The organism is Croceicoccus pelagius (assembly GCF_001661915.1).
GTDB classification, from domain to species: domain Bacteria; phylum Pseudomonadota; class Alphaproteobacteria; order Sphingomonadales; family Sphingomonadaceae; genus Croceicoccus; species Croceicoccus pelagius.
Genome location: NZ_LYWY01000018.1, coordinates 39,483 through 64,556, shown reverse-complemented (window position 1 = coordinate 64,556; position 25,074 = coordinate 39,483). Strand labels below are relative to the sequence as shown.

20 protein-coding genes and 1 tRNA gene are annotated in these 25,074 nt (G+C 62.9%); 5 read left to right on the top strand and 16 right to left on the bottom strand.

Translation table 11 applies throughout. From position 1 onward, the window contains the following. Positions 1–12 precede the first annotated feature (12 nt). A complete protein-coding gene (carB, locus tag A9D15_RS03170) occupies positions 13–3,336 on the top strand; it encodes a carbamoyl-phosphate synthase large subunit (RefSeq protein WP_066761695.1) in 3,324 nt (1,107 codons plus the stop codon). Positions 3,337–3,451: 115 nt separating this feature from the next. Further along, positions 3,452–3,928 carry a transcription elongation factor GreA gene (gene greA / locus A9D15_RS03165; RefSeq protein ID WP_066761693.1) on the top strand — a complete coding sequence of 159 codons (477 nt, stop codon included), beginning with the start codon at positions 3,452–3,454 and terminating at the stop codon, positions 3,926–3,928. A gap of 77 nt (positions 3,929–4,005) precedes the next feature. Here the strand turns inward: greA and A9D15_RS03160 are convergent, their stop codons facing one another. From A9D15_RS03160 to A9D15_RS03140, 5 genes are all read right to left on the bottom strand, one after another. Further along, positions 4,006–4,233, bottom strand: coding sequence for a DUF4170 domain-containing protein (locus A9D15_RS03160; protein WP_066761799.1), 228 nt, complete (start codon positions 4,231–4,233; stop codon positions 4,006–4,008). A gap of 141 nt (positions 4,234–4,374) precedes the next feature. Continuing rightward, the gene (locus A9D15_RS03155; RefSeq protein WP_066761687.1) at positions 4,375–4,929 is read right to left on the bottom strand and encodes a hypothetical protein; all 555 of its coding nucleotides are present in this window, start codon (positions 4,927–4,929) and stop codon (positions 4,375–4,377) included. Between the two features lie 107 nt (positions 4,930–5,036). Beyond that, positions 5,037–5,372, bottom strand: a complete 336-nt coding sequence (locus tag A9D15_RS03150) for a hypothetical protein (RefSeq protein ID WP_066761686.1) — start codon at positions 5,370–5,372, stop codon at positions 5,037–5,039. Beyond that, the gene (locus A9D15_RS03145; protein WP_066761685.1) at positions 5,369–5,761 is read right to left on the bottom strand and encodes a phage holin family protein; all 393 of its coding nucleotides are present in this window, start codon (positions 5,759–5,761) and stop codon (positions 5,369–5,371) included. Before A9D15_RS03145 ends, A9D15_RS03150 begins: the two co-directional genes overlap by 4 nt. Before the next feature lie 26 nt (positions 5,762–5,787). Further along, positions 5,788–6,348, bottom strand: coding sequence for a hypothetical protein (locus A9D15_RS03140; RefSeq protein ID WP_308419918.1), 561 nt, complete (start codon positions 6,346–6,348; stop codon positions 5,788–5,790). A gap of 191 nt (positions 6,349–6,539) precedes the next feature. On the opposite strand from A9D15_RS03140, the gene eno reads away from it, so the two are divergent. Next, a complete protein-coding gene (gene eno, locus A9D15_RS03135; RefSeq protein WP_066761684.1) occupies positions 6,540–7,823 on the top strand; it encodes a phosphopyruvate hydratase in 1,284 nt (427 codons plus the stop codon). A 157-nt stretch (positions 7,824–7,980) separates the two neighbouring features. Further along, a complete protein-coding gene (locus A9D15_RS03130) occupies positions 7,981–9,843 on the top strand; it encodes a M13-type metalloendopeptidase (protein ID WP_066761683.1) in 1,863 nt (620 codons plus the stop codon). Here the strand turns inward: A9D15_RS03130 and ribH are convergent. From ribH to A9D15_RS03075, 11 genes are all read right to left on the bottom strand, one after another. Further along, positions 9,840–10,262, bottom strand: coding sequence for a 6,7-dimethyl-8-ribityllumazine synthase (gene ribH / locus A9D15_RS03125; protein ID WP_066761793.1), 423 nt, complete (start codon positions 10,260–10,262; stop codon positions 9,840–9,842). The two genes, A9D15_RS03130 and ribH, sit on opposite strands and share 4 nt — an antisense overlap. A 16-nt stretch (positions 10,263–10,278) precedes the next feature. Next, complete coding sequence (ribB, locus tag A9D15_RS03120) at positions 10,279–11,568, bottom strand: 3,4-dihydroxy-2-butanone-4-phosphate synthase (RefSeq protein ID WP_066761791.1); 1,290 nt, start codon at positions 11,566–11,568, stop codon at positions 10,279–10,281. Between the two features lie 278 nt (positions 11,569–11,846). Next, complete coding sequence (locus A9D15_RS03115) at positions 11,847–14,141, bottom strand: EAL domain-containing protein (RefSeq protein WP_066761682.1); 2,295 nt, start codon at positions 14,139–14,141, stop codon at positions 11,847–11,849. Between the two features lie 117 nt (positions 14,142–14,258). Next, entirely contained in the window at positions 14,259–14,873 is a 615-nt protein-coding gene (locus A9D15_RS03110; RefSeq protein ID WP_066761680.1) for an OmpA family protein, read from the bottom strand. A gap of 17 nt (positions 14,874–14,890) precedes the next feature. Beyond that, a complete protein-coding gene (locus tag A9D15_RS03105) occupies positions 14,891–16,753 on the bottom strand; it encodes a cation:proton antiporter (RefSeq protein WP_066761678.1) in 1,863 nt (620 codons plus the stop codon). A 319-nt stretch (positions 16,754–17,072) separates the two neighbouring features. Further along, positions 17,073–17,148, bottom strand: a tRNA-Lys gene (locus A9D15_RS03100). Positions 17,149–17,266: 118 nt separating this feature from the next. Beyond that, complete coding sequence (rodA, locus tag A9D15_RS03095) at positions 17,267–18,382, bottom strand: rod shape-determining protein RodA (protein ID WP_172807449.1); 1,116 nt, start codon at positions 18,380–18,382, stop codon at positions 17,267–17,269. A gap of 2 nt (positions 18,383–18,384) precedes the next feature. Next, positions 18,385–20,517, bottom strand: coding sequence for a penicillin-binding protein 2 (mrdA, locus tag A9D15_RS03090; protein WP_066761674.1), 2,133 nt, complete (start codon positions 20,515–20,517; stop codon positions 18,385–18,387). Then, positions 20,517–21,074, bottom strand: a complete 558-nt coding sequence (gene mreD / locus A9D15_RS03085) for a rod shape-determining protein MreD (protein ID WP_066761672.1) — start codon at positions 21,072–21,074, stop codon at positions 20,517–20,519. The genes mrdA and mreD overlap by 1 nt, the downstream gene beginning before the upstream one ends. Next, positions 21,071–21,952, bottom strand: coding sequence for a rod shape-determining protein MreC (gene mreC, locus A9D15_RS03080; RefSeq protein WP_066761670.1), 882 nt, complete (start codon positions 21,950–21,952; stop codon positions 21,071–21,073). The genes mreD and mreC overlap by 4 nt, the downstream gene beginning before the upstream one ends. 29 nt (positions 21,953–21,981) lie before the next feature. Next, entirely contained in the window at positions 21,982–23,031 is a 1,050-nt protein-coding gene (locus tag A9D15_RS03075) for a rod shape-determining protein (protein WP_066761666.1), read from the bottom strand. Positions 23,032–23,203: 172 nt separating this feature from the next. Between A9D15_RS03075 and mutL the strand changes: the two genes are divergently transcribed. After that, positions 23,204–25,069, top strand: a complete 1,866-nt coding sequence (mutL, locus tag A9D15_RS03070) for a DNA mismatch repair endonuclease MutL (protein ID WP_066761664.1) — start codon at positions 23,204–23,206, stop codon at positions 25,067–25,069. The last annotated feature ends 5 nt before the right edge of the window (positions 25,070–25,074 follow it).

Sequence of the window (25,074 nt, the reverse complement as noted above, 5' to 3'; positions counted from 1 at the left end):
AGGCGAGAAAAGATGCCCAAACGCACCGACATTTCCTCCATCCTCATCATCGGCGCAGGCCCGATCATCATCGGTCAGGCGTGCGAGTTCGACTATTCGGGCACGCAGGCGGTCAAGGCGCTGAAGGAAGAGGGTTACCGGGTCATCCTGGTGAACTCCAACCCCGCCACGATCATGACCGATCCGGAAATGGCCGACGCGACTTATGTCGAGCCGATCACCCCTGAATTCGTCGAGCGCGTGATCGCGAAGGAAAGGCCCGATGCCCTGCTGCCCACGATGGGCGGACAGACTGCGCTGAACACCGCGCTCAAGCTCTTCGAGAACGGTGTTCTGGAGAAGTACGGCGTGAAGATGATCGGCGCGGATGCCGATGCCATCGACAAGGCCGAAAACCGCCAGCGGTTCCGCAAGGCAATGGACAAGATCGGGCTGGAATCGGCGCGTTCGGGCGTCGCCAATACGGTGGAAGAGGCGTTCGCAGTGCTCGAACACACGAACCTGCCCGCGATCATCCGTCCTTCGTTCACGCTGGGCGGCACCGGCGGCGGGATCGCCTACAACAAGGCCGAATTCGAGAAGATCGTGCGCGAAGGTCTCGACGCCAGCCCCACCACTGAAGTCCTGATCGAGGAATCGCTGCTCGGCTGGAAAGAGTACGAGATGGAGGTTGTCCGCGATAAAAAGGACAACTGCATCATCATCTGCTCGATCGAGAACGTTGACCCGATGGGCGTCCACACCGGCGATTCCATCACCGTCGCGCCCGCGCTGACGCTGACGGACAAGGAATACCAGATCATGCGTACCGCGTCGTTGAACGTGCTGCGCGAAATCGGCGTGGAAACAGGCGGTTCGAACGTACAGTTCGCTGTGAATCCCGAAGACGGCCGCCTGATCGTGATCGAGATGAACCCGCGCGTTTCGCGTTCCTCGGCGCTGGCATCGAAGGCCACGGGCTTCCCCATCGCGCGCGTCGCGGCGAAGCTGGCCGTGGGTTACACGCTGGACGAGATCACGAACGAGATCACCGGCGCGACGCCTGCCAGTTTCGAGCCGACTATCGACTACATCGTCACCAAGATTCCGCGCTTCGCGTTCGAGAAGTTCAAGGGCAGCCAGAACAAGCTGTCGACCGCGATGAAGTCGGTCGGCGAAGTCATGGCCATCGGGCGCAACATGAAGGAATCGCTGCAGAAGGCCCTGCGCGGTCTGGAAACCGGCCTCGACGGGTTCAACCGCGTGGAGGAGCTGGAAGGCGCATCGAAGGACGTGTTGACCGCGCGCCTGTCCGAACGCACACCCGAACGGCTGCTGATCGTGGCGCAGGCCTTCCGCGAGGGCATGACGCAGGACGAAATCCACGCCGTCACACAATACGATCCTTGGTTCCTGACGCACATTCGCCAAATCATCGAGGAAGAGACCCGGATCGTCGAGAACGGTGTCCCCGGCGATGCCGAGGGTCTGCGCCGGTTGAAAGCCATGGGCTTTTCCGACAAGCGCCTTGCCACGCTGGCCGTGCGTTCCATCGGCGTTGCCGGCGGCATGGGCGAAACCCAGGCGAAGCGTTCGGGCCTTTTGCACGACACGCTGAAGGCGATGGCTGGCGGCACCTCGGAAGAGGAAATCCGCAAGCTGCGCCACAAGCTGGGCGTGCGCCCGGTGTTCAAGCGCATCGACAGCTGCGCCGCCGAGTTCGAGGCGATCACGCCCTACATGTACTCGACCTACGAAGCCCCGCTGTTCGGCGAGGCCGAGAATGAGGCCGATCCGTCGTCGCGGAACAAGATCGTGATCCTTGGTGGCGGCCCCAACCGCATCGGCCAGGGGATCGAGTTCGACTACTGCTGCTGCCACGCATGTTTCGCGCTGGAAGAGGCCGGGTACGAGACGATCATGATCAACTGTAACCCCGAGACGGTTTCGACCGACTACGACACGTCGGACCGCCTCTATTTCGAGCCGCTGACGGCAGAAGACGTGCTGGAAATCCTCGCCGTCGAAATGTCGAACGGCACGCTGGCCGGTGTTATCGTCCAGTTCGGCGGGCAGACCCCGCTGAAGCTGGCGGCAGACCTCGAAAAGGCAGGCATTCCTATCCTCGGCACGTCGCCCGACGCGATCGACCTTGCCGAAGACCGTGAACGCTTTGCCAAGCTGGTCAACAAGCTGGGCCTCAAGCAGCCCGCCAACGGCATCGCCCGCAGCCAGGAAGAAGCACGCGGCATCGCCGCGCAAATCGGCTATCCGGTCCTCATCCGCCCGTCGTACGTCCTTGGCGGCCGCGCGATGGAGATCGTGGACAGCGAGGCGCAGCTAGACGAGTATATGGCTACGGCCGTGCGCGTCTCGGGTGATAGCCCGGTGCTGATCGACCAGTACTTGCGCGATGCCGTGGAATGCGACGTAGACGCGCTTTGCGATGGCACCGATGTCGTGGTCGCTGGCGTGATGCAGCACATCGAGGAAGCGGGCGTGCACTCGGGCGACAGTGCCTGCACCCTGCCGCCCTACAGCCTGTCGGACGACATCATCGAAGAGATGGAGCGTCAGGCCGACGCGCTCGCTCGTGCTCTGAAGGTCGTGGGTCTGATGAACATCCAGTTCGCGATCAAGGACGGTGAGGTCTACCTGATCGAGGTGAACCCGCGTGCATCGCGCACTGTTCCCTTCGTCGCCAAGGCCATCGGCGATCCCATCGCCAAGATCGCCGCGCGCGTCATGGCGGGCGAGAAGCTGGCAGACCTGCCCAAGATCAAGCGTAAGATCGATCACATCGCGGTCAAGGAAGCCGTCTTCCCGTTCAGCCGGTTCCCCGGCACGGACCCGGTGTTAAGCCCCGAAATGAAGTCCACGGGCGAAGTCATGGGCATCGACACCGACTTCACCGCGGCCTTCATCAAGAGCCAGTTGGGCGCAGGCGCACTTCTGCCGGAAGGCGGCGTGCTGTTCGTTTCCGTGAAGGACAGCGACAAGGACCACATCCTGACCGCAGTGAAGAAGCTGGAAGCCAACGGCTTTTCCATCATCGCCACCGGCGGCACACAGCGCTTCCTTGCCGAGAACGGCGTGAACGTCGAACGTGTGAACAAGGTGGCCGAAGGGCGTCCGCACATCGTGGACCGGATCATCGACGGCGATGTCTCGCTGATCTTCAACACGACCGAAGGGTGGCAGAGCCTCAAGGACTCCGCGTCGATCCGTCAGGCAGCGCTTGAAGGCAAGGTCGCGATCTACACGACTGCTGCTGCCGCAGTCGTCGCAGCCGATGCCATTGCGGCACAACGTGGCGGCACGCTTGAAGTGCGTTCGCTTCAATCCTATTATGGATGACTGATCGGATTTCCCTCACACGTTCAGGTAACCCGGACGCCGACTTCTTGACGAAGTGGTGATAGGGTCACCTGTCCCGGGGGAATCCCTTGCGACGGATAGAACAGGGAAAGAAATGGCGAGTATCGAAAAAGTCCCGATGCTGGCGGAAGGCTACGAAAAGCTGACTGCGGATCTCAAGGCGCTGCGGCTGGAACGGCCCCGCGTGGTGGACGCGATCGAGGAAGCCCGCGCCCATGGCGACCTTTCCGAAAACGCCGAGTATCACGCCGCCAAGGAACGGCAGGGCCAGATCGAGGCGCAGATTGGCGAACTGGAAGACAAGATCAGCCGCGCGCAGATCATCGATCCGGCTTCGCTTTCAGGCGACAAGATCGTCTTCGGAGCGACGGTCACTCTGCTGGACGATGATGACAAGCCGGTGAAATACCAGATCGTCGGCCAGACCGAGGCGGATGCCAAGAAGGGCCGGATCAGTTACAACAGCCCGCTGGCCCGCGCGCTGATCGGCAAGAAGGTCGGTGACGAGATCGAGGTTACGGTGCCGTCGGGTGACCGTTTCTACCTCGTCAAGACGATCGAGTTTATTTGAACCACGGCCCCCACGGGCATGGTTTCGAAAGAAAAACCCCGCGAGGCTCGATGGCTTCGCGGGGTTTTCTCTTTAACTCACTCGCCGGCTTCGATGTTCGGTTCGAGCAGCTTGTGCAGGTGCACGATGACGTACTTCATCTCGGCATCGTCCACGGTGCGCTGCGCGTTCGAGCGCCAGGCTTCTTCGGCGCTGGCATAGTCGGGAAAGACACCGACGAGATGGACCGACGGCAGGTCGGCGAATTCGAGCGAACGCGGGTCGGTAACCCGGCCACCCATCACAAGATGCAACTTCTGCGTCATGAGAAGGGGTTCCATTCCAGTTGAGGGAGAAGACCGCTCCACCCTTGAAGCGAGCTCTTGCGCGGCCCTTTAAAGAAAAATCGGCCCGGCGCAAGAGATGCACCGGACCGACATTCGTCTAATTCCTGTAGAGCGGGCAGATCAGCGCTTGATCTTTCCGGCCAGCGATTGTGCCTGCGACGCGGTCGCTTCGCCTGCGCGTTTCACGCTTTCGAGTACTGAAGAGCCGGTTTCCGCCGCCGTGTCGGCAAGGGATTCCCCCGCAGCCGCAAAGCTCTGACCGATTTCGCCAAGCTTTTCCTGGCTTGCTTCGGCAGCATCCTCGGCCATGGACAACATGCGTGCACCATACGTGGCAGCAAGTTCGGCGACGAGACCGCCCAGCGCAAGCGTACCGCTGCGGAGCTTACGGCTCGGCTTGCCAGGCAGGACATAGGCGATGGCGACACCGGCCGCGATGGCGCCGCCGATGGCGATGGCCGGGTGATCCTTCACGAACTGCTTGGCGTTGCTTGCCGCAGCCTTGGTCTGCTCCGCCGCTTTGGCGCGGGCAGGGGCGGTGCGCTCGGCGATACGCTTCTGCGCGGCCGCCACGCGGTCGGACAGGGTCTGCGGTTCGGGTTCGGGATTGCTCGCGTCGATGTTCAGCGGAATAGCCGGGCTGTCGTTGGCGGGCATCGGATCGGTGTCGGTCACGAAATGGTCCTTCCTGTCGGAATGTTATTGTTTGCGCCCGCGAAAAACGGGGCTTTGCAAAACCAATGCAGCGAAAGCCCTCTGGTTCCGCCGGGAAGGGCCTTCGGTTACTCTACGCGGTCTTTTTCCGTATCTGCTGCGGTTTCTTCAGCATCTTCGACCTTTTCAGCGCCGAAAATGCTGCCCGCGAACGCCATCAGAGGCTTGCGGAAGACCAGCGCGGTGACGGCAAGCGCGCCAAGGCCAGTCAGCGCCTTGTTGCGATTGGCGGCATTGGCGGCTTCTTCGGCTAGGTAGCGTCCGTCCTCGCTGATACGCGTGGCGACGCGCTTGCCCAACGAAGCAGCGTCTAGGTCGGCGCGCACGAGGTCCTTCTGCGTGTCGAAGACATCGCGCGCGGTGTTGCGAAGGCGCTTGGCCTCGATGACTTCGGCCTCGGTCATACCTCTTCCTCGGTGCTCAGCACGATTTTCATGCGGTTGAGACGCGACTTGCCCTTCGACACGAAGATCATCGCCACCAGAAGCAGTGCTCCGACGACGACAGCGGTCGAACCCCAGTAAGTGATGATCTGTCCCAGCGCGAGGATCAGGCCGAAGACCAGCCCCATGACTGCAAAAAACGCCAGCACGCCCGCAACGGCGAACGAAATGGCGACATTCTTTCCCTCGTTCGCGCCATAGATGGCGCGCTTTTTGTGAAAATCGATCTCTGCCTCGGCGAGAAGGCGCCCGTCGCTGACGAGCGCCTTGATATCTTCGGCCAGCGACCTTTCGGTCGCCAGATCCGCACTGTCCGAGGCGTCGGACTCGTAGCGTGTGCTATCCAGCATTACCCCCGTCCGTTCCTGTCGGGAACTTACTTGGAACGGAACAGGCGTGCGAGCAGGAAGCCTGCACCGACCGCGACGGCAATCGCGGTGCCCGGGCTCTTGCGGACGACTTCGCGGGCGTCCTCGCCCAGTTCGTCGAGGCTCTTGGCATCGAGCTTGGCAGCACCGGTTTCGAGGCTTCGCGCAGCCGAGCGGGCATAATCGCCATACTTCACGCCAAGCTTTTCATCGATCGTACCGGCATTGTCGGTCGCAAAACGGCCCAGCGAGACCATCGCCTCGCTCGTCTTCGCCTTGGTTTCGAGCGCGAGCTCGGTCGCCTTGGCCTTCGCCTGCTCGCCATAAGCGGCGGCGTCGCCCTTTAGCTGTTCGCCCTTTTCACCGGCGCGGCCCTTGTAACCATCGGCCTTGACCCTGGCGTCCGCCTTCAGGGCGCCAGCCTTTTCAACGGCTTCGGCCTTCAGCGCAGCGGCACCGGCCTTTGCCTCGTCAAGCGCCTTCGAAAAGCGGCTCTTGGCTTCGGCGCGGTTCGAATTCACCGGCGTTTCCGGAGTGGTGGGTTCGATCGGTTCGGCCATCGTTTCCATCTTTCTTCCTTAATCCACCCGAGTATCGGGCGGCCCCTTCATGATATGTGGCGGGCAGCCGTCCGGCTCCCCCGTTTAGCTGACTAACGAGTGTTGCCAGCGATTGTTCCGCCATCTATCGGCTGCGAGCGTATCACATACGGGCGCGCGATGCGCGTGCCGTCTCAGTCACGACAGGAAGGTGCCCGAACATGACCGCCATCATCGATATCCATGGCCGCGAAATCCTCGATTCCCGCGGTAACCCGACGGTGGAAGTGGACGTCCTGCTCGAAGATGGCTCGATGGGCCGCGCGGCCGTTCCCTCGGGCGCATCGACCGGCGCACACGAAGCCGTCGAACTGCGCGACGGAGACAAGACCCGGTACATGGGCAAGGGCGTGCTGAAGGCCGTCGATGCCGTGAATGACGAAATTTCCGAAGTACTTCTGGGTCTCGACGCTGAAGACCAGCGTGATATCGACCTTGCGATGATCGCTCTCGACGGGACCGAGAACAAGGCCCGCCTCGGCGCGAACGCGATCCTCGGCACGTCGATGGCCGTGGCCAAGGCTGCAGCGGCTGCGCGCGGGTTGCCGCTTTATAGCTACATCGGCGGCGTTTCGGCCCATGTCCTGCCGGTTCCGATGATGAACATCATCAACGGCGGTGAACATGCCGACAACCCGATCGATTTCCAGGAATTCATGGTCATGCCGGTCGGCGCCGAATCGCTGGCCGACGCGGTCCGCTGGGGTGCGGAAATCTTCCACACGCTGAAGAAGGGCCTGTCGGACAAGGGCCTGTCGACCGCGGTCGGTGACGAAGGCGGCTTTGCCCCGAACCTTGCCAGCACGCGCGACGCGCTCGACTTCATCATGCAGTCGATCGAAAAGGCCGGCTTCAAGCTTGGTGACGACATCGCCCTCGCACTCGACTGCGCCAGCACGGAATTCTTCGCCGACGGGCGCTATGATATCGCGGGCGAGGGGCTTTCGCTCACCGGCGAGGAAATGGCCGACTACCTGGCCGACCTTTGCGCCAACTACCCGATCCGTTCGATCGAGGACGGCATGGCGGAAGACGACTTCGCGGGCTGGAAGGCGTTGACCGACAAGATCGGCGACAAGGTCCAGCTCGTCGGCGACGATCTTTTCGTGACCAATCCGAAGCGTCTGAACATGGGCATCGGCGAAGGTCTTGCGAACTCGCTGCTGGTCAAGGTCAACCAGATCGGCACGCTGACCGAGACGCTGGAGGCAGTATCGATCGCGCAGCGCAACGGCTATACCGCCGTAATGTCGCACCGTTCGGGCGAGACCGAGGACAGCACGATCGCCGACCTCGCGGTTGCCACCAACTGCGGCCAGATCAAGACCGGCTCGCTTGCCCGTTCGGACCGGCTTGCCAAGTACAACCAGCTCATCCGCATCGAGGAAGAGCTGGGCGCATCGGCCTTCTACGCAGGATCCAGCGCGTTCGGTCGTCTTGTTTGATGCCGGAGTGCGTTCGGACTGAAGCGCGTCTTTAACGGGCGCATTCAGATATTTGCGAAGCGTGGCAAGGTTCCGTAAAAGGACCTTCGCCACGTTTTTGCCATAATGAAAGTCGGGTCCCGCCTTGCGCCATGCAATCCTAGCCGCTTCCGCTCTGATGGCGGTCTCTTTCGGGGTGCTGGCTGCGTGCTCGTCCTCCGATGACAGCGGTTATGTCGCGACGCAGGGCACCGGCGTCGGCATCGATGTCGAGGCGATGGACAAGGCGATCTCGCCTGGCGATGACTTCTACCTCTATGCCAACGGCGGATGGCTGCAATACGCCGAAGTGCCCGAGGACCAGCCCTATGCCAGCAGGCGCGATGCGGCGGCGAGCCTGCTGGAAACGCGGCTCCTCGCCATCCTGCAGGAACTGGCCAGCAGCCCGCAGCCCAATGGCAGCGGAGAGGCGCAGCTTCGCGAGTTCTACCGCGCCTTCATGAACCGCGCAGGAATCGAACGGGCGGGCCGCGACATCGTGGCCGATGATGTCGCCCGCTTTGCCGACATCGAAACGCCCGAAGATCTCGCGCGGGCCATCGGCGAAAACGTGCGAAGCGATGCGAACCCGCTTCTCGCCGATGACGAGCGTAGCGACGGGCTGTTCTCGGTCGCCGTGATGGCAGGGCCGGACGGGCAGACGCAGATCCCGTACTTGTTTGCGGGCGGTCTGGGCCTGCCGCAGGCCGATGACTACGAATATGCGCCCACGCGCGCGTCTTATCGCGTTTATGTTGCCCGCGTCTTGGGCTGGGCCGGGCTAGGCGGCGCGGCTTCGCGGGCGCGGAAGGTGGTCGAGCTGGAGCGCAAGCTGGCCGCGGGGCAGGGCGGTGCCGGCAGCACTTTGACGTGGAGCCGCGAAGCCTTGGCAAAGCAGGCTCCGGGCATGGACTGGGACGCATTCCTTGCAGGCGCCGGGTTGAACAAGGCCGACCAGATCGCCGTGCAGCCGGCAGGGGCCGTGCAGACGGCCTCGGCTCTCGTTGCGTCCGAACCGGTCGAAGTGTGGCGTGACTGGCTGCTGTTCCACCGTCTTAACCGTCAGGCGGGGCTCTTGCCAAAGGCAGTGTCAGACGCGCATTTCCAGTTCTACGACCGCGACCTTCGCGGCATCCGCAGTCGTCCTTCGCGTGAGAGCGAAGCGGTGGCGCGTGCATCGGAGCTCTACCCCGACGTTCTCGGTCGGCTTTACGTCGAGCGCTATGTCGACGAAGCGCAGATCAAGGACGTGCAGCAGATCGCAGAGGCCGTGCGCGGCGCGATGGGGCAGGCAATCCGTGAGAGCGACGACATCGACGATGCTACGATCGCGGTGCTGCTCGAGCGGTTAAAGGGCGTAAGCGTCTCGGTCGGCCATCCCGAAACGATCACGCCCGTCAAACGCCGCGCCCTTGAACTGGACGGCGCCTATGCCATCGCGCAGGAAGCGGACCGTGCGCTTTATCTCCAACAGGCCTCGCGCGCCGGAACCGCTGCGAATGCCGGCGAATGGTGGCTTGCGCCGCACGAGGCCAGCGTGCTGACCCTGCCGAACCAGTCTTCGATCCAGATCAGTTCGGCTTTCATCCAACCTCCGATCTATAATGCCTCGTCGGATGCTGCGGCCAATTTCGGCGGCATCGGTTCGATCATCGGGAGGGAAATGGCGCGTGTGCTCGACCTGCCGAACGATGATGCAGAAGTCAGCGCCGACCTTGCCGGCCTACAGGCCGCGTTCAGGGCCTATCGCCGGTCGCTCGGCGGCAAGGAGCCTGCAGTTATCGAGGGGTTCACCGGCGACCAGCGGTTCTTCATCGCCTGGGCGCAGATGTGGGGCACCAAGTATCCCGAAGGCAGCAGCCTCGATCGGCGCCGGGCGCAGGATGCCCTGCAGGCCCGGGCCAATCTGGTCGAGAATATCGATGCCTGGTACCGTGCCTTCGACGTTCAGCCTGGGGCACGGATGTACCAGTCAGCCGATGATCGGCTTACTGCCTTTTAGACCGCAAAACGCGACTGCAGGTCGAGCAGGGCGAGGGCGGCCTTCGCCGCTTCACCGCCTTTATCCTTCTGCGCCGGATCGGCACGGACGAGCGCCTGTGCCTCGTTCTCCACCGTCAGGATGCCATTGCCGATGGCAACGCCGTCCATCGTCAGCGCCATGACGCCGCGCGCGCTTTCGCCCGCGACGATTTCGAAGTGATAGGTCTCACCCCGGATGACAACGCCGATGGCGACATAGCCGTCGTACTGACCGCTTTCCGAAGCCAGCGCGATAGCGCCCGGAAGTTCGAGAGCTCCCGGAACGGTCAGGACATCGACGGAGTGCCCTTCGGCCTCCAGCGCCGCGCGGGCACCGGCGACGAGCATGTCGTTGAGATGATCGTAGAAGCGGGCTTCCACGACGAGAAAGCGGGCCATGTCGGTCTCCGTTGGATCAGTCGATCGGCCGTTCGCCGGCGATCGAAAGGCCATAGCCTTCCAGCGCGACGAGCGAATGATGCGTGTTGGTGAGCAGGATCATCTCCTGCACGCCCAGTTCGGTAAGGACCTGCGCCCCTACGCCATAGTCGCGCAGTTCGTCCATGTCGGGTGCGGAATTGGCTCCCGAATGCAGATCGAGGACCGTGGACCAAAGCCGCTTGCGGTGACGGTTGATGATCACGACGACACCGGCGCCTTCGTCCGCGATCTGCTTCATCGCGCGCTGCATGAGGCCCGAGCGCGGACCTTGCTCGCCCAGCGTGTCTCTGAAGATGTCGAGCGTGTGCATGCGCACCAGCGTCGGCTTTTCGGGGCCGATATGGCCGAGCGAGAGCGCCAACGTCTCATCACCCGTTGCCGTGTTGTAGTAGGCGCGCGCCGTCCAGGTGCCGCCATACTGGCTCTCGAAACGGGTCTCGGAGCGCAGTTCGACGATATGGTCGTGCTTGCGGCGATAGGCGATGAGATCGCGGATCGTGCCGATTTTGAGGTCGTGCCGACGCGCGAACGTGATGAGATCGTCCATGCGGGCCATCGTGCCGTCATCGTTCATGATCTCGCAGATCACGCCCGAAGGGTTGAGACCGGCAAGACGCGAAATGTCCACGGCGGCCTCGGTATGACCGGCGCGAACCAACACGCCGCCATTACGTGCGACAAGCGGGAAGACATGGCCGGGGGTTACGATATCGTCCGCGCCCTTGGAGGAATCGATCGCCACGCTGATCGTGCGGGCACGGTCGCCCGCGCTGATGCCTGTGGTGACGCCTTCGCGGGCCTCGATCGAAGTCGTAAACGCCGTTTCGTGCCGCGTACGATTGTTGCGGCTCATGAGTTCGAGGCCAAGATCCTCGACCCTTGCCTTGCCAAGAGCGAGGCAAATCAGGCCGCGACCATGCGTCGCCATGAAGTTGATCGCCGAGGGGGTAGCCATCTGGGCGGGAATGACGAGATCGCCTTCGTTTTCGCGGTCTTCGTCATCGACGAGGATGAACATGCGCCCGTTGCGCGCTTCGTCGATGATCTCCTCAGGTGTCGCGAGGACGGGGCGATCGTCGTTGTCGCGAAGGAAGGCGTCGAGCTTTACAAGCGTTTCGGAGGTAGGGTTCCAGCTATCCTCAGTGCAGTCGCGCAGCGAGTTGGGATGAAGGCCGGCGGCCCTTGCGATGGCGGAACGCGACATCATGCCCTGGTTAACAAGGGCCCTGATTCGCTCCTGAGTCGGGGTGATCGTGGTCTGCATGAAAGCCACTTCGCACATTAGAATGTGATTGGCAAATATCTTCACATTTGGATGTGACCGCCAGCTAGTGAGATCACTACGATCGTACCGCAGTACCGCAGGATTCCTTGTGAAATTGTAGGTGGAAAAGCCAAAGAAAAAGGCCTCACCGCGAGGCGAGGCCTTCTAAAAACTCGGTTCGAGGATGCTTACATCCAGTGTTCGAACCAATTCAGACACCAGTCAAACATGTTAGGCCTCCGTTCTTGAGGCTTACACGTTAACCACATTTTTTAAGGTTAATAAAGGGTTAATTTTCGAGGCTCATCGACGGCCTGGTTTCCTAGCATCTGGATGAACTGGGTCAGCAACTGCGGCTTGCCGAGAAGATAGCCCTGGCCAATCTCGCATCCGAGCTCGATCATGGTGGAGCGATCTTCCTCGGTCTCGATGCCTTCGACGACCATTCGCATGTTCGCCATGCTCGTCGTCTTCTCGAGTGCGCCGATGACCATGCGGGCCCGGTCGCTGTGCTGAGAAAGCACCACAAAGCTGCGGTCGATCTTGAGTTCGTCGCAAGGCAAGGCGACCAGCAGCGACAGGTTTGCCTCGCCCGTACCGAAATCGTCGAGCGCGATGTGGTAGCCGATTGAACGGAGCTTCTCGAGATTGCGGGCAGCGCGTTCGATATCGGGCGTTCGCGCCGTCTCGGTGATCTCGATCGTGATGGCAGAGGGGCGCCCGCCGCCGGCCAGGATGTTCTCGTGCACGAAGGGCACGAAGTCGTCATCGGCCACCAGCGTCGCGGAAACGTTAACGCTGACGCGAATGCCCGTCGAAAGGATGCGATCAGCGGCACGGGCCGCGAGGCGCAGAGTATGCGCGGTCAGCGGCTTGAGGCGTCCGGCACGTTCGATCTGGGGGATGAACTGCGACGGGCTGATGACGCCGCGTTCGGGGTGGCGCCAGCGGACAAGCGCCTCGACCCCGACGATGCGTTCATCGGAAAGACGACACTGGGGCTGGAATGCGAGGTATATCTGCTCGCGCTCGATCGCGTCACCGAGTGAGGCCAGAAGCGAAAGCTGCCAGTTGGCGTCGAAGCCTTCCTGTTCGCTCACATAAGAGATATGCGTCGGGCGCGATGCTGCGCGGCCGGCGGCGACGATAGTGGCGCTGATCGCCTGGCGCGGTTTCTCGATCGTGCAGTCAAGGAGACCGAACGCGCAGTTGAAGTCGAGGGTTCGGTCGCCGGTGACGATCGGCGCGCTCGTCAAGGCGAGCAGTCCGGCGACGTGGCTCTTGGCGTGTTCGAGTTCGTCGAACCATGCGAAGTGGCCCGTAGTGTCAGTGTAGATCTGCGCCGTCCCGCCGATGGCCAGGCGCTGCGCGATCTGGCGTACGAAGTCGGCATGGTGCGCGGTTTCAAGGCTGGCGAGGATTTCCTCGTAATTCTCGACCTTGGCGATGATCAGGCGGCCCCTGGCCGCGGTAAAATCATCTTCCAGTGAGTGGAAATTGGGCAGGCCAGACAGGCGTTCGACCCCCGCTGCCCGTTCGCGCATGCTGGAACGGAGACGCAGACCGCCATAAACGAGCAGCACGCAAAGCCCTGCACCCGAATTGATGATCGGACCGAACGGAGCAACGAGCAGCGGAACCGCGACCATCAGGCCGGTTGTCCCGAAATAGGTGTTCCGACGCATCCGGCGCGGCATCAACGCCGCGATGTAGAGCATGATGATCGCGAAGAAGTAGCCGATCTCGGTCGGTACGCGGAACGGCACACCGCCAATCAGGGTCTCGGCCGCGATCAGGTCAACGAAAATGCCGGGGACGCGCCAGTCTTTCGGGACGAGCGCGTTGCGTTCCAGCGATGTGATCGATGCAATGACGACACGCTTGCCGCGCAATTCGCTCGACATGGCGGAGCGGCCGGCGAAGTCGTCGACCGAGTAGACCTTGATGTCGGTGGCGCGGTGGCGGTAATCGATCGGGAAGACGCCCGGCACGTAATCGACGCCTGAAATGGCGGCGCTGAACGACTTCCATTGCTTGTCTGCGACGAGCATCGGCGACTCCGCCTCGCGCACGAATCCGGTCATCAACTGGCGATTGGCCTGAGCGGTTTCACGCACACCGGGGAAGGAAGCGCGGCGATCGACACGTACGCCGATGTAGTTTTCGTCCGCAGTATAGGCGAGGGGCCAGCCGATGGTGACCGGCTGGTTCGCGCCTGCAATCGACTTGGCAAGATCGGGTATGCCGGGATCGGATTCGACGAAGCGGCCTTCGATGAAGATCGCCTCTGCGCCGGCCTTTGACGCGATGCGTACGGCCTGGGCCTGCCGCTCGGCAACAGATTCGTCGGAGAAGTTCTGCCCGCTACCGGTATCGATCAGAACGATTTTCCCGCTGATGGGCTGCACCATCAGGGCCGAGCCGAACCAGCGCGGCGCGTGGTCGATCAGGTGGGGCAAGGCAGCGAGGCCGAGCAGGAACGCGGCAAGCGCGCTCGCAGCGAGCTGGTACAGGCGTACAAGCTCCTGCGAGGAGGCGCGGCGCGCTGAAAAGAGGCGGAGCCCGAACTTCACGCGCGTATGTGTATCGGGAAGTGGTTAACTTTTCCCTGCAAAAGTTACGAAGAGGCTCACCGTAGCATTGCCCGTTAGATGGTTAACGCAGAGCTTAGACTATTCGGCACCGAAGTCTCAGGTCGCGGGAGCCTCGGCAGGAGCATCGCTGGCGACGTCATCCGGCGTTTTGGCTGTCTCTTCGTCGTCCTGTTCGGGAGGAGAGATGGAGACTTCGACGCGACGGTTCTTCGCGCGCCCTTCCTCGTCCGGCGTCCCGTCAAGTTTCGCATTGGGCGCGATGGCCAGCATTTCGCCCATCGCAATGATCGTGATCCGTTCGGGATCTGCGCCGGCTTCCTCAAGCAACGCGGCAACCGCTTCGGCCCGGCGCTTCGATGCGCGCAGGTTTGCCTCGTCGTTGCCCGAGCTGTCGGTGTGGCCCCAAAGCGTAATCGCGCCGCCCAGCTTAAACTGCTTGGATTCGATGACCGACTTGATCTTCTCCGCCGCCTCTTCGGAAATGTCTGCCCCACCATCCGCGAAGGGGATCGTCTGCTCGAACGGTTCGGTCGGTAGCAGGTCCTCGACGATCGGTTCGGGCGTTTCGCGCAGAATCGAAATCGGGCTCTCGGTCGCTTCGGGCAGGGCGGTCTCCGTCGGTTCGGGGTCGGGCTCTGCCGGCGGTTTGCAGCCCGCCAGAAGCATCGCGGGCGCGGTCGCGACCAGCGCCAGTTTACCTGCATTCCTCATCACGTTCCCTGTTGTTTTCATGCGGGTTTTGCCTCCGCCTTGGATTGGCCTTTCGCCTTCTTCTCCTTGCGGGACTGGACGCGTTGCATGTCGAGCTCCTCGGGCGGCGAATAGGACACGACATAGTCGCCCGGTGCGGGGGTGGGCCGCGCGGCGTGCGTGAAGAAACGCAGTGCGCCTGATGCCTTCACGACCATCAGGAAATCTGCCTCGTCGGGAAGCGCGGAGCGGGCGGCCTCGAAATCAAACTGTTCGGAAAGGCGCGTCTTGCGGAATTCCCAACCGGCCTGCTGGCGGCGATGCATTTCGTTCATGTCGACGCCCGACTGAAACAGCGCACGCCCGCGGATCGAGGGCGGGAGCGAGCGCGGATCGTCGTGATGGCCCGCTTCGCCAAGCTGATAGACGCTGTCGCGCCCTATTTCCGGTGCGAATTCGTTGCAGACCAAGGCGTTGTAAGCTTCGTTCTCGGTCGCGGCGACTAGGGTCTGGAACTGCGATAGGTCGAGCGAATGTTCGGTCGCTTCCGCGAGAATTTCGCCGTGATAAGTCGGCAAACCTTGCTGGCGCGCACCGGACAGGCGCCACCAGCTGGTGTCGGCAATCGTCACCGGCACTTCCATCTGCTTCAGCTCTCGCGCCAAGGCGATCGACCAGGGAGTGGCCCCCACAAGGAGGATTCCGGGCGTAGTCGAACCGGTGAGGCCCAGCCATTTCGCAACAGGCGCGATGGTAAAGCCGTGCGCGACGATAGTCACGACACAGACCGCAAACGACAGGCTGATCAGGATCGTACCGTCGCCATATCCAAGGTCCGACAGGCGCAAGGCGAACAGGCCGGAGATGGCGACCGCGACGATGCCGCGCGGAGCGATCCATGCGACGAAGATACGCTCCTTCCACGGGATCGAACTGAACGCGAGGCTGAGCAGCACCGTAGCCGGACGCACGAGGAAGAGTATGGCAATCAGAAACAGCGTGAACTGCCATTCTAGTGCGCGCAGCGTGTCGAAGTTCAGCGACGCGGAGAGCAGGATGAAAATGCCCGACACAAGCATGACGGCGATGTTCTGTTTGAACGGGTGAATGTCCCGCAAAGAATCGACGTTCATGTTCGCCAACGCGATGCCCATTAGTGTCACGGCGACAAGGCCGGTTTCCTGCTGGATTAAGTTCGAGACTACGAACAGGCCGATCACCGTCACGAGCAGGACCGGTGCTTTCAGGAATTCCGGCACGAAGCCGCGCGGGAAGCTCCACGCGATGAGCCACGCCGCGGCGTAACCCAGGACGGCCGCGGCAAGAGTGGCAAATGCCATCTGCGGCAGGACTTCGGCAAGACCGGCGCCGTTGGCCGATGCGCGGAAATATTCGTAGGCGATAACCGCGCACATCGCGCCGAAGGGATCGTTGACGATCGCTTCCCACTTCAGGATCGCGGCAGGGCGCTGCGCCACGCTCGATTGGCGCAGGAGCGGCAGGACCACCGTCGGCCCGGTCACGACGAGGATGCCGGCGAACAGTATCGACACGGGCCAGACCAGTCCGGCAATGTAGTAACAGGCCAGCGATCCCAGCAGCCAGGCAATGGGCACACCGAATATGACGAGGCGCCAGACAGCACTGCCCGTTTTCCGCAATTCCCGGAAATCAAGGCTCAAGCCGCCCTCAAACAGAATGATCGCGACACCGATGGAGATCATCGGTTCCAGCAGTTCACCGAAAGCGTGGTGGGGATCCATTATCCCGGTGATGGGGCCAGCGATGAACCCTGCCGCCAGCATCAGCACGATAGCCGGCCATCCGGTCCGCCAGGCAACCCATTGAGCGCCAATGCCGAGCACGCCGACCAGCGCGATTACGAGAGCCTGTTCTTCCATTACCCCTCAGATGCTGCCACGCGGTGCGCGGTCGTGCAATCGCGACGACCGTCCCTGTGCCCAAGGTAAATGCCGAGATGACATAGGGTTCCCGCAATGGCAGGGATCAGTGCGCGATAAAACCCGAAGTTATGAAGGGTGAGCGGCGGGCCGAGGGTGCGGCGACCGGCCGAGATGTTCGCGTTACTGTAGGGACCGCGGACGACAGCGAATGCTGTCATCGTGTATGTCCGAAAGCGATATAGAAAACACTAGGCTAGCTAAGTAGCGACCTTTGGCTGCGCGCCAAAATGCAAAGGGTTCATAAGTAAATGAATAATGGTGGACGCACTAGGGCTCGAACCTAGGACCCGCTGATTAAGAGTCAGCTGCTCTACCAACTGAGCTATGCGTCCACTTCGCCGCTTTGGAGCCGCGATATGGTGGTTGGCCGTTCAGGCCGTCCCCCGTGGGAGCGCTCCAAATAGTGATATGCGCGATTCGTGCAAGGGCTTTTTTGCACATTGGCGAAACTTACTCGAAGCTTCCCCGCACGTCGCGCTTGCCCCACCGGTCGACCGCCATGATCAGGCCGACGCAGATCATGATCGTCATCATCGAAGAACCGCCGTGACTCATGAACGGCAGGGGGATGCCGACCACGGGCGCGAGGCCCATGACCATCATCAGGTTCACCGCCGTATAGAAGAAGATCGTGGCGACAAGGCCAGCTGCCAGCAGGCGCGCAAACCGGTCCGGAGCATCGCGGGCCACCCGAAGGCCCCAGCGCAGCAGCCAGCCGAAAACGAACAGCACGAACAGTCCGCCCATCATTCCCCATTCCTCGGCCATCGTGGCAAAGACGAAGTCGGTGTGCGGTTCTGGAAGGTAGTTGAGGTGGCTCTGCGTGCCGTTGCCGAACCCCTTGCCGAACAACCCCCCCGATCCGATCGCGATCTTGGACTGGGTGATGTGATAGCCCGTGCCAAGCGGATCGCTTTCCGGGTCGAGGAAGGTCAGAACGCGCTGCTGCTGATAGGGGTGGAGCGCGGCAAAGAACAGGATCGGCACCGCAATCACGCCCGCAATACCCGAGGCGACGAACCAGATCATCGGCAGACCGGCAAGGAACATCACCACAATCGCGCCGAACACGATGGCAAGGCTGGTGCCGAGATCCGGCTGCATCAGGACGAGCCCGACCGGCAGGCCGATCAGCAGGCCGGGGATCAGCAGCGAGCGGAACTCGCGCGTCGCTCCAGGGGGCAGCATGTCGTAATAGCGCGCCAGGATCAGCACGATGCCAGGCTTCATCAATTCGGACGGCTGCAAGGTCATGAAACCGAGGTTGAGCCAGCGCTGGCTACCGCCGCCGACAAAACCCATCGCCTCCACCGCCATCAGCAGCAAGACGAGCATGACATAGACCGGCACGGCCATCATCTTGATGAAGTCGCGCGAGAACTGCGCGATCACCATGGCCATGACGAGAAAGACGAGAAAGCGCACGATGTGCAGTGCCGACCACGGCATCCAGTGCCCGCCCGCTGCCGAATAGAGAACCGCAGCGCCGAAGCAGACCAGCAGCAGGAGCGGTATGATCACGCTCCACGGCTGGCGTCCAAGCCCGGCGGGAAGGGATGCCATCATGTTCATCGGCGCTGCCCCGGCTGGTTAAAGGTAGGCGATGGGGTGGGCGCTGGCGTCGGAGAAGGCGTGGGCGATGCCGAGGGTGTGCTCGCAGGTGCCGGCGTCGGGTTGTCGCCTTCGGGCGCACGTGGCTGTTCGGCGGCGTTCACCGGTTGGGGGGCAGGGGTGTCGTCCGACTGGCTCGTCGCGTTCTCGACCTCGCTCGTCTCCGGCTTGGGCGCGGCGCCGCCGTAGGCCCGTTCGTAAGACTGGTACTTGCGTGCAAGACGTTCCTGCGCGGTGCCGCCCCATTCTTCCTCATATCGGTGGAGCACTTCCAGCGCCTTGTGAGGATCGAACAGGTAAGTCATCACGTCGCGCGCCACCGGATAGGCCGATGACGAACCGGCACCGTGTTCGATCGCGACAGCGCAGGCATATTTCGGCTTGTCGTAGGGGGCGAAGCAGACGAAGTGGCCGTGGTCGCGATACTTCCACGGCACGCCCTTGCCGCCGCGGCCATAGGCGAGGCTGACGACCTGCGCGGTACCGGTCTTGCCAGACAGCTCGATCCCGTCGAGAGGCAGGCGCGCGCGACCCGCGGTGCCCGCGCCGTTCACCACTTCCCACATCGCGTGACGCACAGTTTCCAGATGCTCCTCGGGGATGTCGAGGTGCGGGGCAGGCCGGGCAGGCGCGGTCATCAGAAGGCGCGGCTGAAACCGCCGCCCGCTGGCAATTCGCGAGGTCATGACCGCCTGTTGCAGGGGATTCACGAGGAAGTAGCCTTGACCGATCGTGGCGTTGACCGTGTCGTAGGCCTGCCATTCCTTGCCGTACTTCTTCAGCTTCCACGCCGGGTCGGGCACCGTGCCATAGGACTGGCTGGCGACGGGGAGAGGATACTTGTAACCAAGCCCGAGTTCGCGGGCCATGTCGGAGATGACTTGCATGCCCACCCGCTGCGCCATGGCGTAGAAGTAGACGTCGCAGGACTGGTAGATGCCCTTCGCCATGTTCGTCGTTCCGTGCCCGCGACGGTTCCAGCAGCCGAACACGCGGTTGCCGACACGCAGGCCGCCGCCGCAGAACACGGTTTCTCCAGGGTCGATCCCGGCCTTGAGCAGGGCAAGGCTCACGAACGGCTTCACCGTCGAACCGGGCGGGTAGAGGCCCGACAACACCTTGTTGCGCAACGGAACGTGGTCGTCCTCGGACAGCATCTTCCATTCGACACGCCCGATACCGTCGGAGAAACTGTTGGGATCGAAGCTCGGCATCGATGCCATGCACAGGAGGTCCCCGTTTTCGAGGTCCATGACGACGACCGAGCCGGATTCGAGCCCGATGCGGCGGGCGGCATAGTCCTGCAGCTTGGCATTGATGGTCAGCTTGACCGGATCGCCCTGCACGTCTTCACGCGTTTCGAGGTCGCGTACGATCTTGCCGCTGGCGGTGACTTCGGCACGGCGGGCGCCGGGCTGCCCGCGTAGTTCTTTCTCGAAATACTTTTCGACCCCGTCCTTGCCGATCTTGAAGCCAGGGGTGATGAGCAGCGGGTTCTTCTCTTCCTCGTACTCCTCCGCCGATACCGTGCCGACATAACCGAGCAAGTGCCCAACCGAAGGGCCGGTAGGGTAGTATCGGGTGAAGCCGCGCTGCGGGACGACTCCGGGAAGATCGGGCAAGCGCACCGAAAGCGCCGCGAACTGTTCCCAGCCGACGCCGGTCGCGACCTCGACGGGTCGGAAACCGCGCGTACCGTCCAGCTTGTCGCGAAGGTCGGTGATGGCCGCTGGCGTCAGTTCGAGAATCTCTCCCAGAACCGCAAGCGTACGATCCTTGTCGATCACGCGTTCGGGTACGAGATCGACGCGAAAGTCCGCGCGGTTCGATGCCATCGGGATATTGTTGCGATCGAGTATCCAGCCACGGCGCGGCGGGATCAACGTGAGGTCGACGCGGTTCGATTCAGAGGCGAGATTGTACTTTTCATTCTCGGCCACCGCGAGATAGCCCATGCGCGCGGCAAGCAGCACGCCGATACCGCCCTGCACGGAACCGATCACGAAACTGCGCCGGTCGAACCGGTTACGCAGTTCGCCGCTGCTGACCCGCTGAAGCAGGCGCGCACCACGTTTACGCTTGAAAAGCATCAACCGAGCACTCGTATCCGGGCAAGTCGCAAGAGATCCAGAATCGCAATCACGCGGGTCAGTAACGGAAAGGCGATGAACGAAAGCAGAAGCTGCGGCAGTATCAGCCCAGGCGCAAAGGCCCCGCCCGCGATCGAGGCAACAACGTGCGAAAGCAGAAGATAGGCAGCGATCACCACGCTCGCAACCAGCCAGTCCTGCCAGAACCCGCGCCAGCGCAGCCAACCGTCGATCAGTTCCATCCCGATCATGGCGATGGACCAGAGCAGGATCGCGCTACCGAAAGGTTGGCCGGAATAGAGATCGTCGATCAGGCCCAGCGGCGCACCGGCCCAGAGCGGCAGGAGGCCCGGACGCAGCAGTCTCCAGCCCACGAGAAGCATGAACGAGAGCGGCGGTATGACAGGTGTCGACGCGATGACCGGAGAAAGCGGGACGAGCGAGGCCAGCGCGATCGTCAGCCAAGGCACTACGGTCGCAAGAGTGCGGGAAGGGGCGCGATTGATGCGGCGGGAAAAGAGGCCAGAGCCGGGGAGCCGGTCGCCACCAAGGCTCACGGCGTGGTTTCCTGTGCCGGATCGCGCAGTTCGGTGATCGGTTGCCAGATCGGTTCGACGATTACGAACTCGCTTGCCGCAGGGTCCGACACGATCTGCGCCACGGCCCCGTCCCGCGTCACGTTGCGCACGATGGCGACCGGCACGTTGGGCCGGTAAAGCCCGCCGGAACCGGACGTGACGAAGACGTCGCCTTTCTTGAGCGGATTGATGCCGAGATCGATCAGGCGGATGATCAGCGTGCCGTCAGCCTGCCCTTGCGCAAAGCCCGAGATGTCGCCCTTAACGCGGCGGACCGGCACGACGCTCTCACCATCGGTGACGAGGAGGACGCGGGCCGTGCGATTGCCGACCTCGAGCACGCGCCCGACAAGGCCCTTGGCCGAACGCACCGGCTGTCCGGGCTGTACCCCGTCGCGCTTGCCTGCGCCCAGCAGGGCGAAGCGGCGCGTGCTGGTGGAGCTGGAGCCGATGAGACGCGCGGTCGTAACCGGCGTGCCGTCTGTTTCGCGCACTTCGAGCAGGGCCTTCAGACGTGCATTTTCGGACTTGATCGCTTCGGCTTCGGCAAGGCGCGAGCGGGCGACGGCGAGTTCTTCCTTCAGCTGCGCGTTCTTGCTCCCTGCCTCGATATAGCCGGAGATCACGTCGATAAAGGTCTTGCCACTCGAACGGGTCGTTGCCGAAACGCGGCCTGCCGGCGCGGCGACGTCATTGGCCGCGGCGCGCGCGAAGGCGAAAGCAGTCGGGTTGAGCAGCGAAACGACGAGCACGACGAACCCGAGCGCTGCCCCGGCCGATGCCGCGACATAGCTCGTAAATAGTCCGAGGTGCGCCCTTTTCGAAAAACCCGGACGCCGGTCTTGCGGCGCCGCCATCGCCGTTCCCCTTCAGTTCGTCGCGGCCCTCAGGCCGTCATCAGCACGCCGCGGTAGACCGGTTCTTCCAGCGCGCGGCCGGTGCCCAGCGCCACACAGGACAGCGGGTCTTCGGCGACGGTGACCGGCAGGCCGGTTTCTTCGCGCAGGTATTCGTCGAGGCCGCTGATCAGTGCGCCACCGCCCGTGAGCACGATGCCTTGGTCGACGATGTCGGCGGCCAGTTCGGGCGCGGTGTTTTCAAGCGCGATACGAACCGCCTCGACGATGGCGCCGATCGGTTCGGCCAGCGCCTCGGCGATGTTCGCCTGGCTGATCGTGATTTCCTTGGGCACGCCGTTCACGAGGTCGCGGCCGCGGATGTGGATCGTCTCGCCCTCGCCATCTTCGGGAACGGTCGCGACGGCATAGTCCTGCTTGATCCGTTCGGCGGTCGATTCGCCGATCAGCAGGTTGTGGTGTCGGCGCACGTAGGAAACGATCGCTTCGTCCATCTTGTCACCGCCGACGCGAACGCTGGTGGTATAGGCAAGGCCGCGCAGCGAGAGCACCGCGACTTCGGTCGTGCCGCCCCCGATGTCGACCACCATCGATCCGACCGGTTCGGTAACCGGCATGTCCGCACCGATTGCGGCGGCCATCGGTTCGAGGATCAGGTAAACCTGGCTGGCCCCCGCATTGCTGGCCGCGTCGCGGATCGCGCGGCGTTCGACCGAGGTTGAGCCCGAGGGCACGCAGATCACGATTTCGGGATAGCGCAGCATCGACTTGCGACCGCCGTGAACCTTGCGGATGAAGTACTTGATCATCTCTTCCGCGACTTCGATGTCGGCGATGACACCGTCGCGTAAGGGGCGGATGGCCTCAATGCTGTCGGGGGTCTTGCCCATCATCATCTTCGCATCGTCGCCGACGGCCTTCACCTTCTTGATGCCGTTCAGCGTTTCGATCGCAACGACCGAGGGTTCGTTGAGCACGATGCCGCGCCCTTCGACATAGACGAGCGTGTTCGCCGTGCCGAGGTCGATGGCCATGTTCTGCGAACCGAACTGGAAAAGGCGGGAAAAGAATGAGGACATGATCGGTGTGCGGTCCCTGAAAGTGTGGCGCCTAATTATGGCGCATGATGGTTTAGTCGCAGTGTGACTAGCCCAAAAGCATAGACAGATGGAAAATATTTCGCGGGAGTTTGCGGGCTTTTCCACACCGCCCGCCTCGAAAAAGGCGGGGTTCGTCGCTAGACCTCGATCGATGCCTCAAATTCGCCGCCTTCCCGAAAACCTGGTGAACCGGATTGCCGCTGGCGAAGTGGTCGAAAGACCGGCTGCCGCGCTCAAGGAGCTGGTCGAAAATGCCATTGATGCGGGCGCGACGCGGGTCGATATCGCGCTGAAACTGGGCGGCCTCGACGGGATCGAGGTCACCGACGATGGCTGCGGCATGACGGCGGCCGACATGGAACTGGCGCTGGAACGACATGCAACGTCCAAACTGCCCGACGAAGCGATCGAGCAGGTGACCACGCTGGGCTTTCGCGGAGAGGCGCTGCCTTCCATCGCCAGCGTTGCCCGCCTTTCGATCGAAAGCCGCCCGCGCGGTGCGGACGAGGGATGGAAACGCGTTGTCGACCACGGGCGCGTGGTGGAAGAGGGGCCTGCCGCCCTGCCGGTGGGTACGCGCATCCGTGTTGACCATGTGTTCGCGAACGTGCCTGCCCGCCGCAAGTTCCTGCGCACGCCGCGCAGCGAATATGCCGCGTGCCACGATGTCGTGCGCCGTCTTGCCATGGCGCGGCCCGATGTGGGCTTCTCGTTCTCCAACGATGGCCGCCGCATCGTGCAGGTGCAACCCGGCGAGGATGTCGCGACGCGCGTATCCCGCCTTGTCGCGCGCGAACTGGCCGACAACGCGGTAGAAGTGGACGTCGTTCGCGGCCCGGCAGAGGCTCCGATCCGCATGACCGGCATTGCGGGCCTGCCGACTTACAACCGCGGCGTCGCCGATCACCAGTATCTTTTCGTGAACGGTCGTCCGGTGAAGGACCGTCTGCTGACGGGCGCGGTTCGCGGCGCCTATTCCGACATGCTGGCCCGCGATCGCCACGCGGTGCTGGCACTGTTTCTCGACGTTCCGCCGGAGGAAGTCGACGTCAACGTCCACCCCGCCAAGACCGAAGTACGCTTTCGCGATCCGGCCATGGTGCGCGGCATCATCGTGTCGGGCCTGCGCGATGCCCTGGCCAGCGGCGACAAGCGCAGCGCGCAGACGCCTGATGCAGGGGCAATGGGCGCGTGGATCCGCGAAGGCGATGCACCGCGCCTGCCCGATGGCGACAACATTGCGCGAGATAATCGCGGCGTTTTCGCAGGGCAGGGCTGGCAGCAGCGGGAACGTCCGATGATCCCGCCCCCAACGCCGCCCATCTATCGCGACATGGAAGGGGCGATCCTTTCCGGGCCGACGATGCTCGATCCCGAGCTTGCCCCGCAGGCGCGTGCCGAAGAGGCGCTCGAACAGCCCGGCGATGCCGAGCGGTTTCCGATGGGCACGGCCCGCGGCCAGATCGCGCAGACCTACATCGTCGCCGAAGCCGCCGACGGCCTCGTCATCGTCGACCAACACGCCGCGCACGAGCGCCTGACGCTGGAACGCTTGAAGGCCGCAGGGGCAGGGGAAGGCATCACCCGTTCGCAGGCGTTGCTCCTGCCCGAAGTGGTCGAAATGGAAGAGGCCGACTGCGACCGGATCGAGGAAGCGGCGGAAAAGCTGGGCATGTTCGGTCTCGCGGTCGAACGTTTCGGCCCCGATGCCATGCTGGTCCGTGCCATGCCCGCCGCGCTTAAACGCGCCGATCCCGCCAGACTGCTGCAGGACATTGCCGACGACATCGCCCGCAACGGTGATGCGCTGCTGCTGGGCGAAAAGCTCGACCTCGTGCTGGCGACGATGGCCTGCCACGGATCGGTCAGGGCAGGGCGCACCTTGTCGGTGGCGGAAATGAACGCCCTGCTGCGAGAGATGGAGCGCACACCGCGTTCAGGGCAGTGCAACCACGGCCGCCCGACATGGGTGAAATTGTCGATGGACGACGTCGAAAAACTGTTCGGCCGGCATTAGGCCGT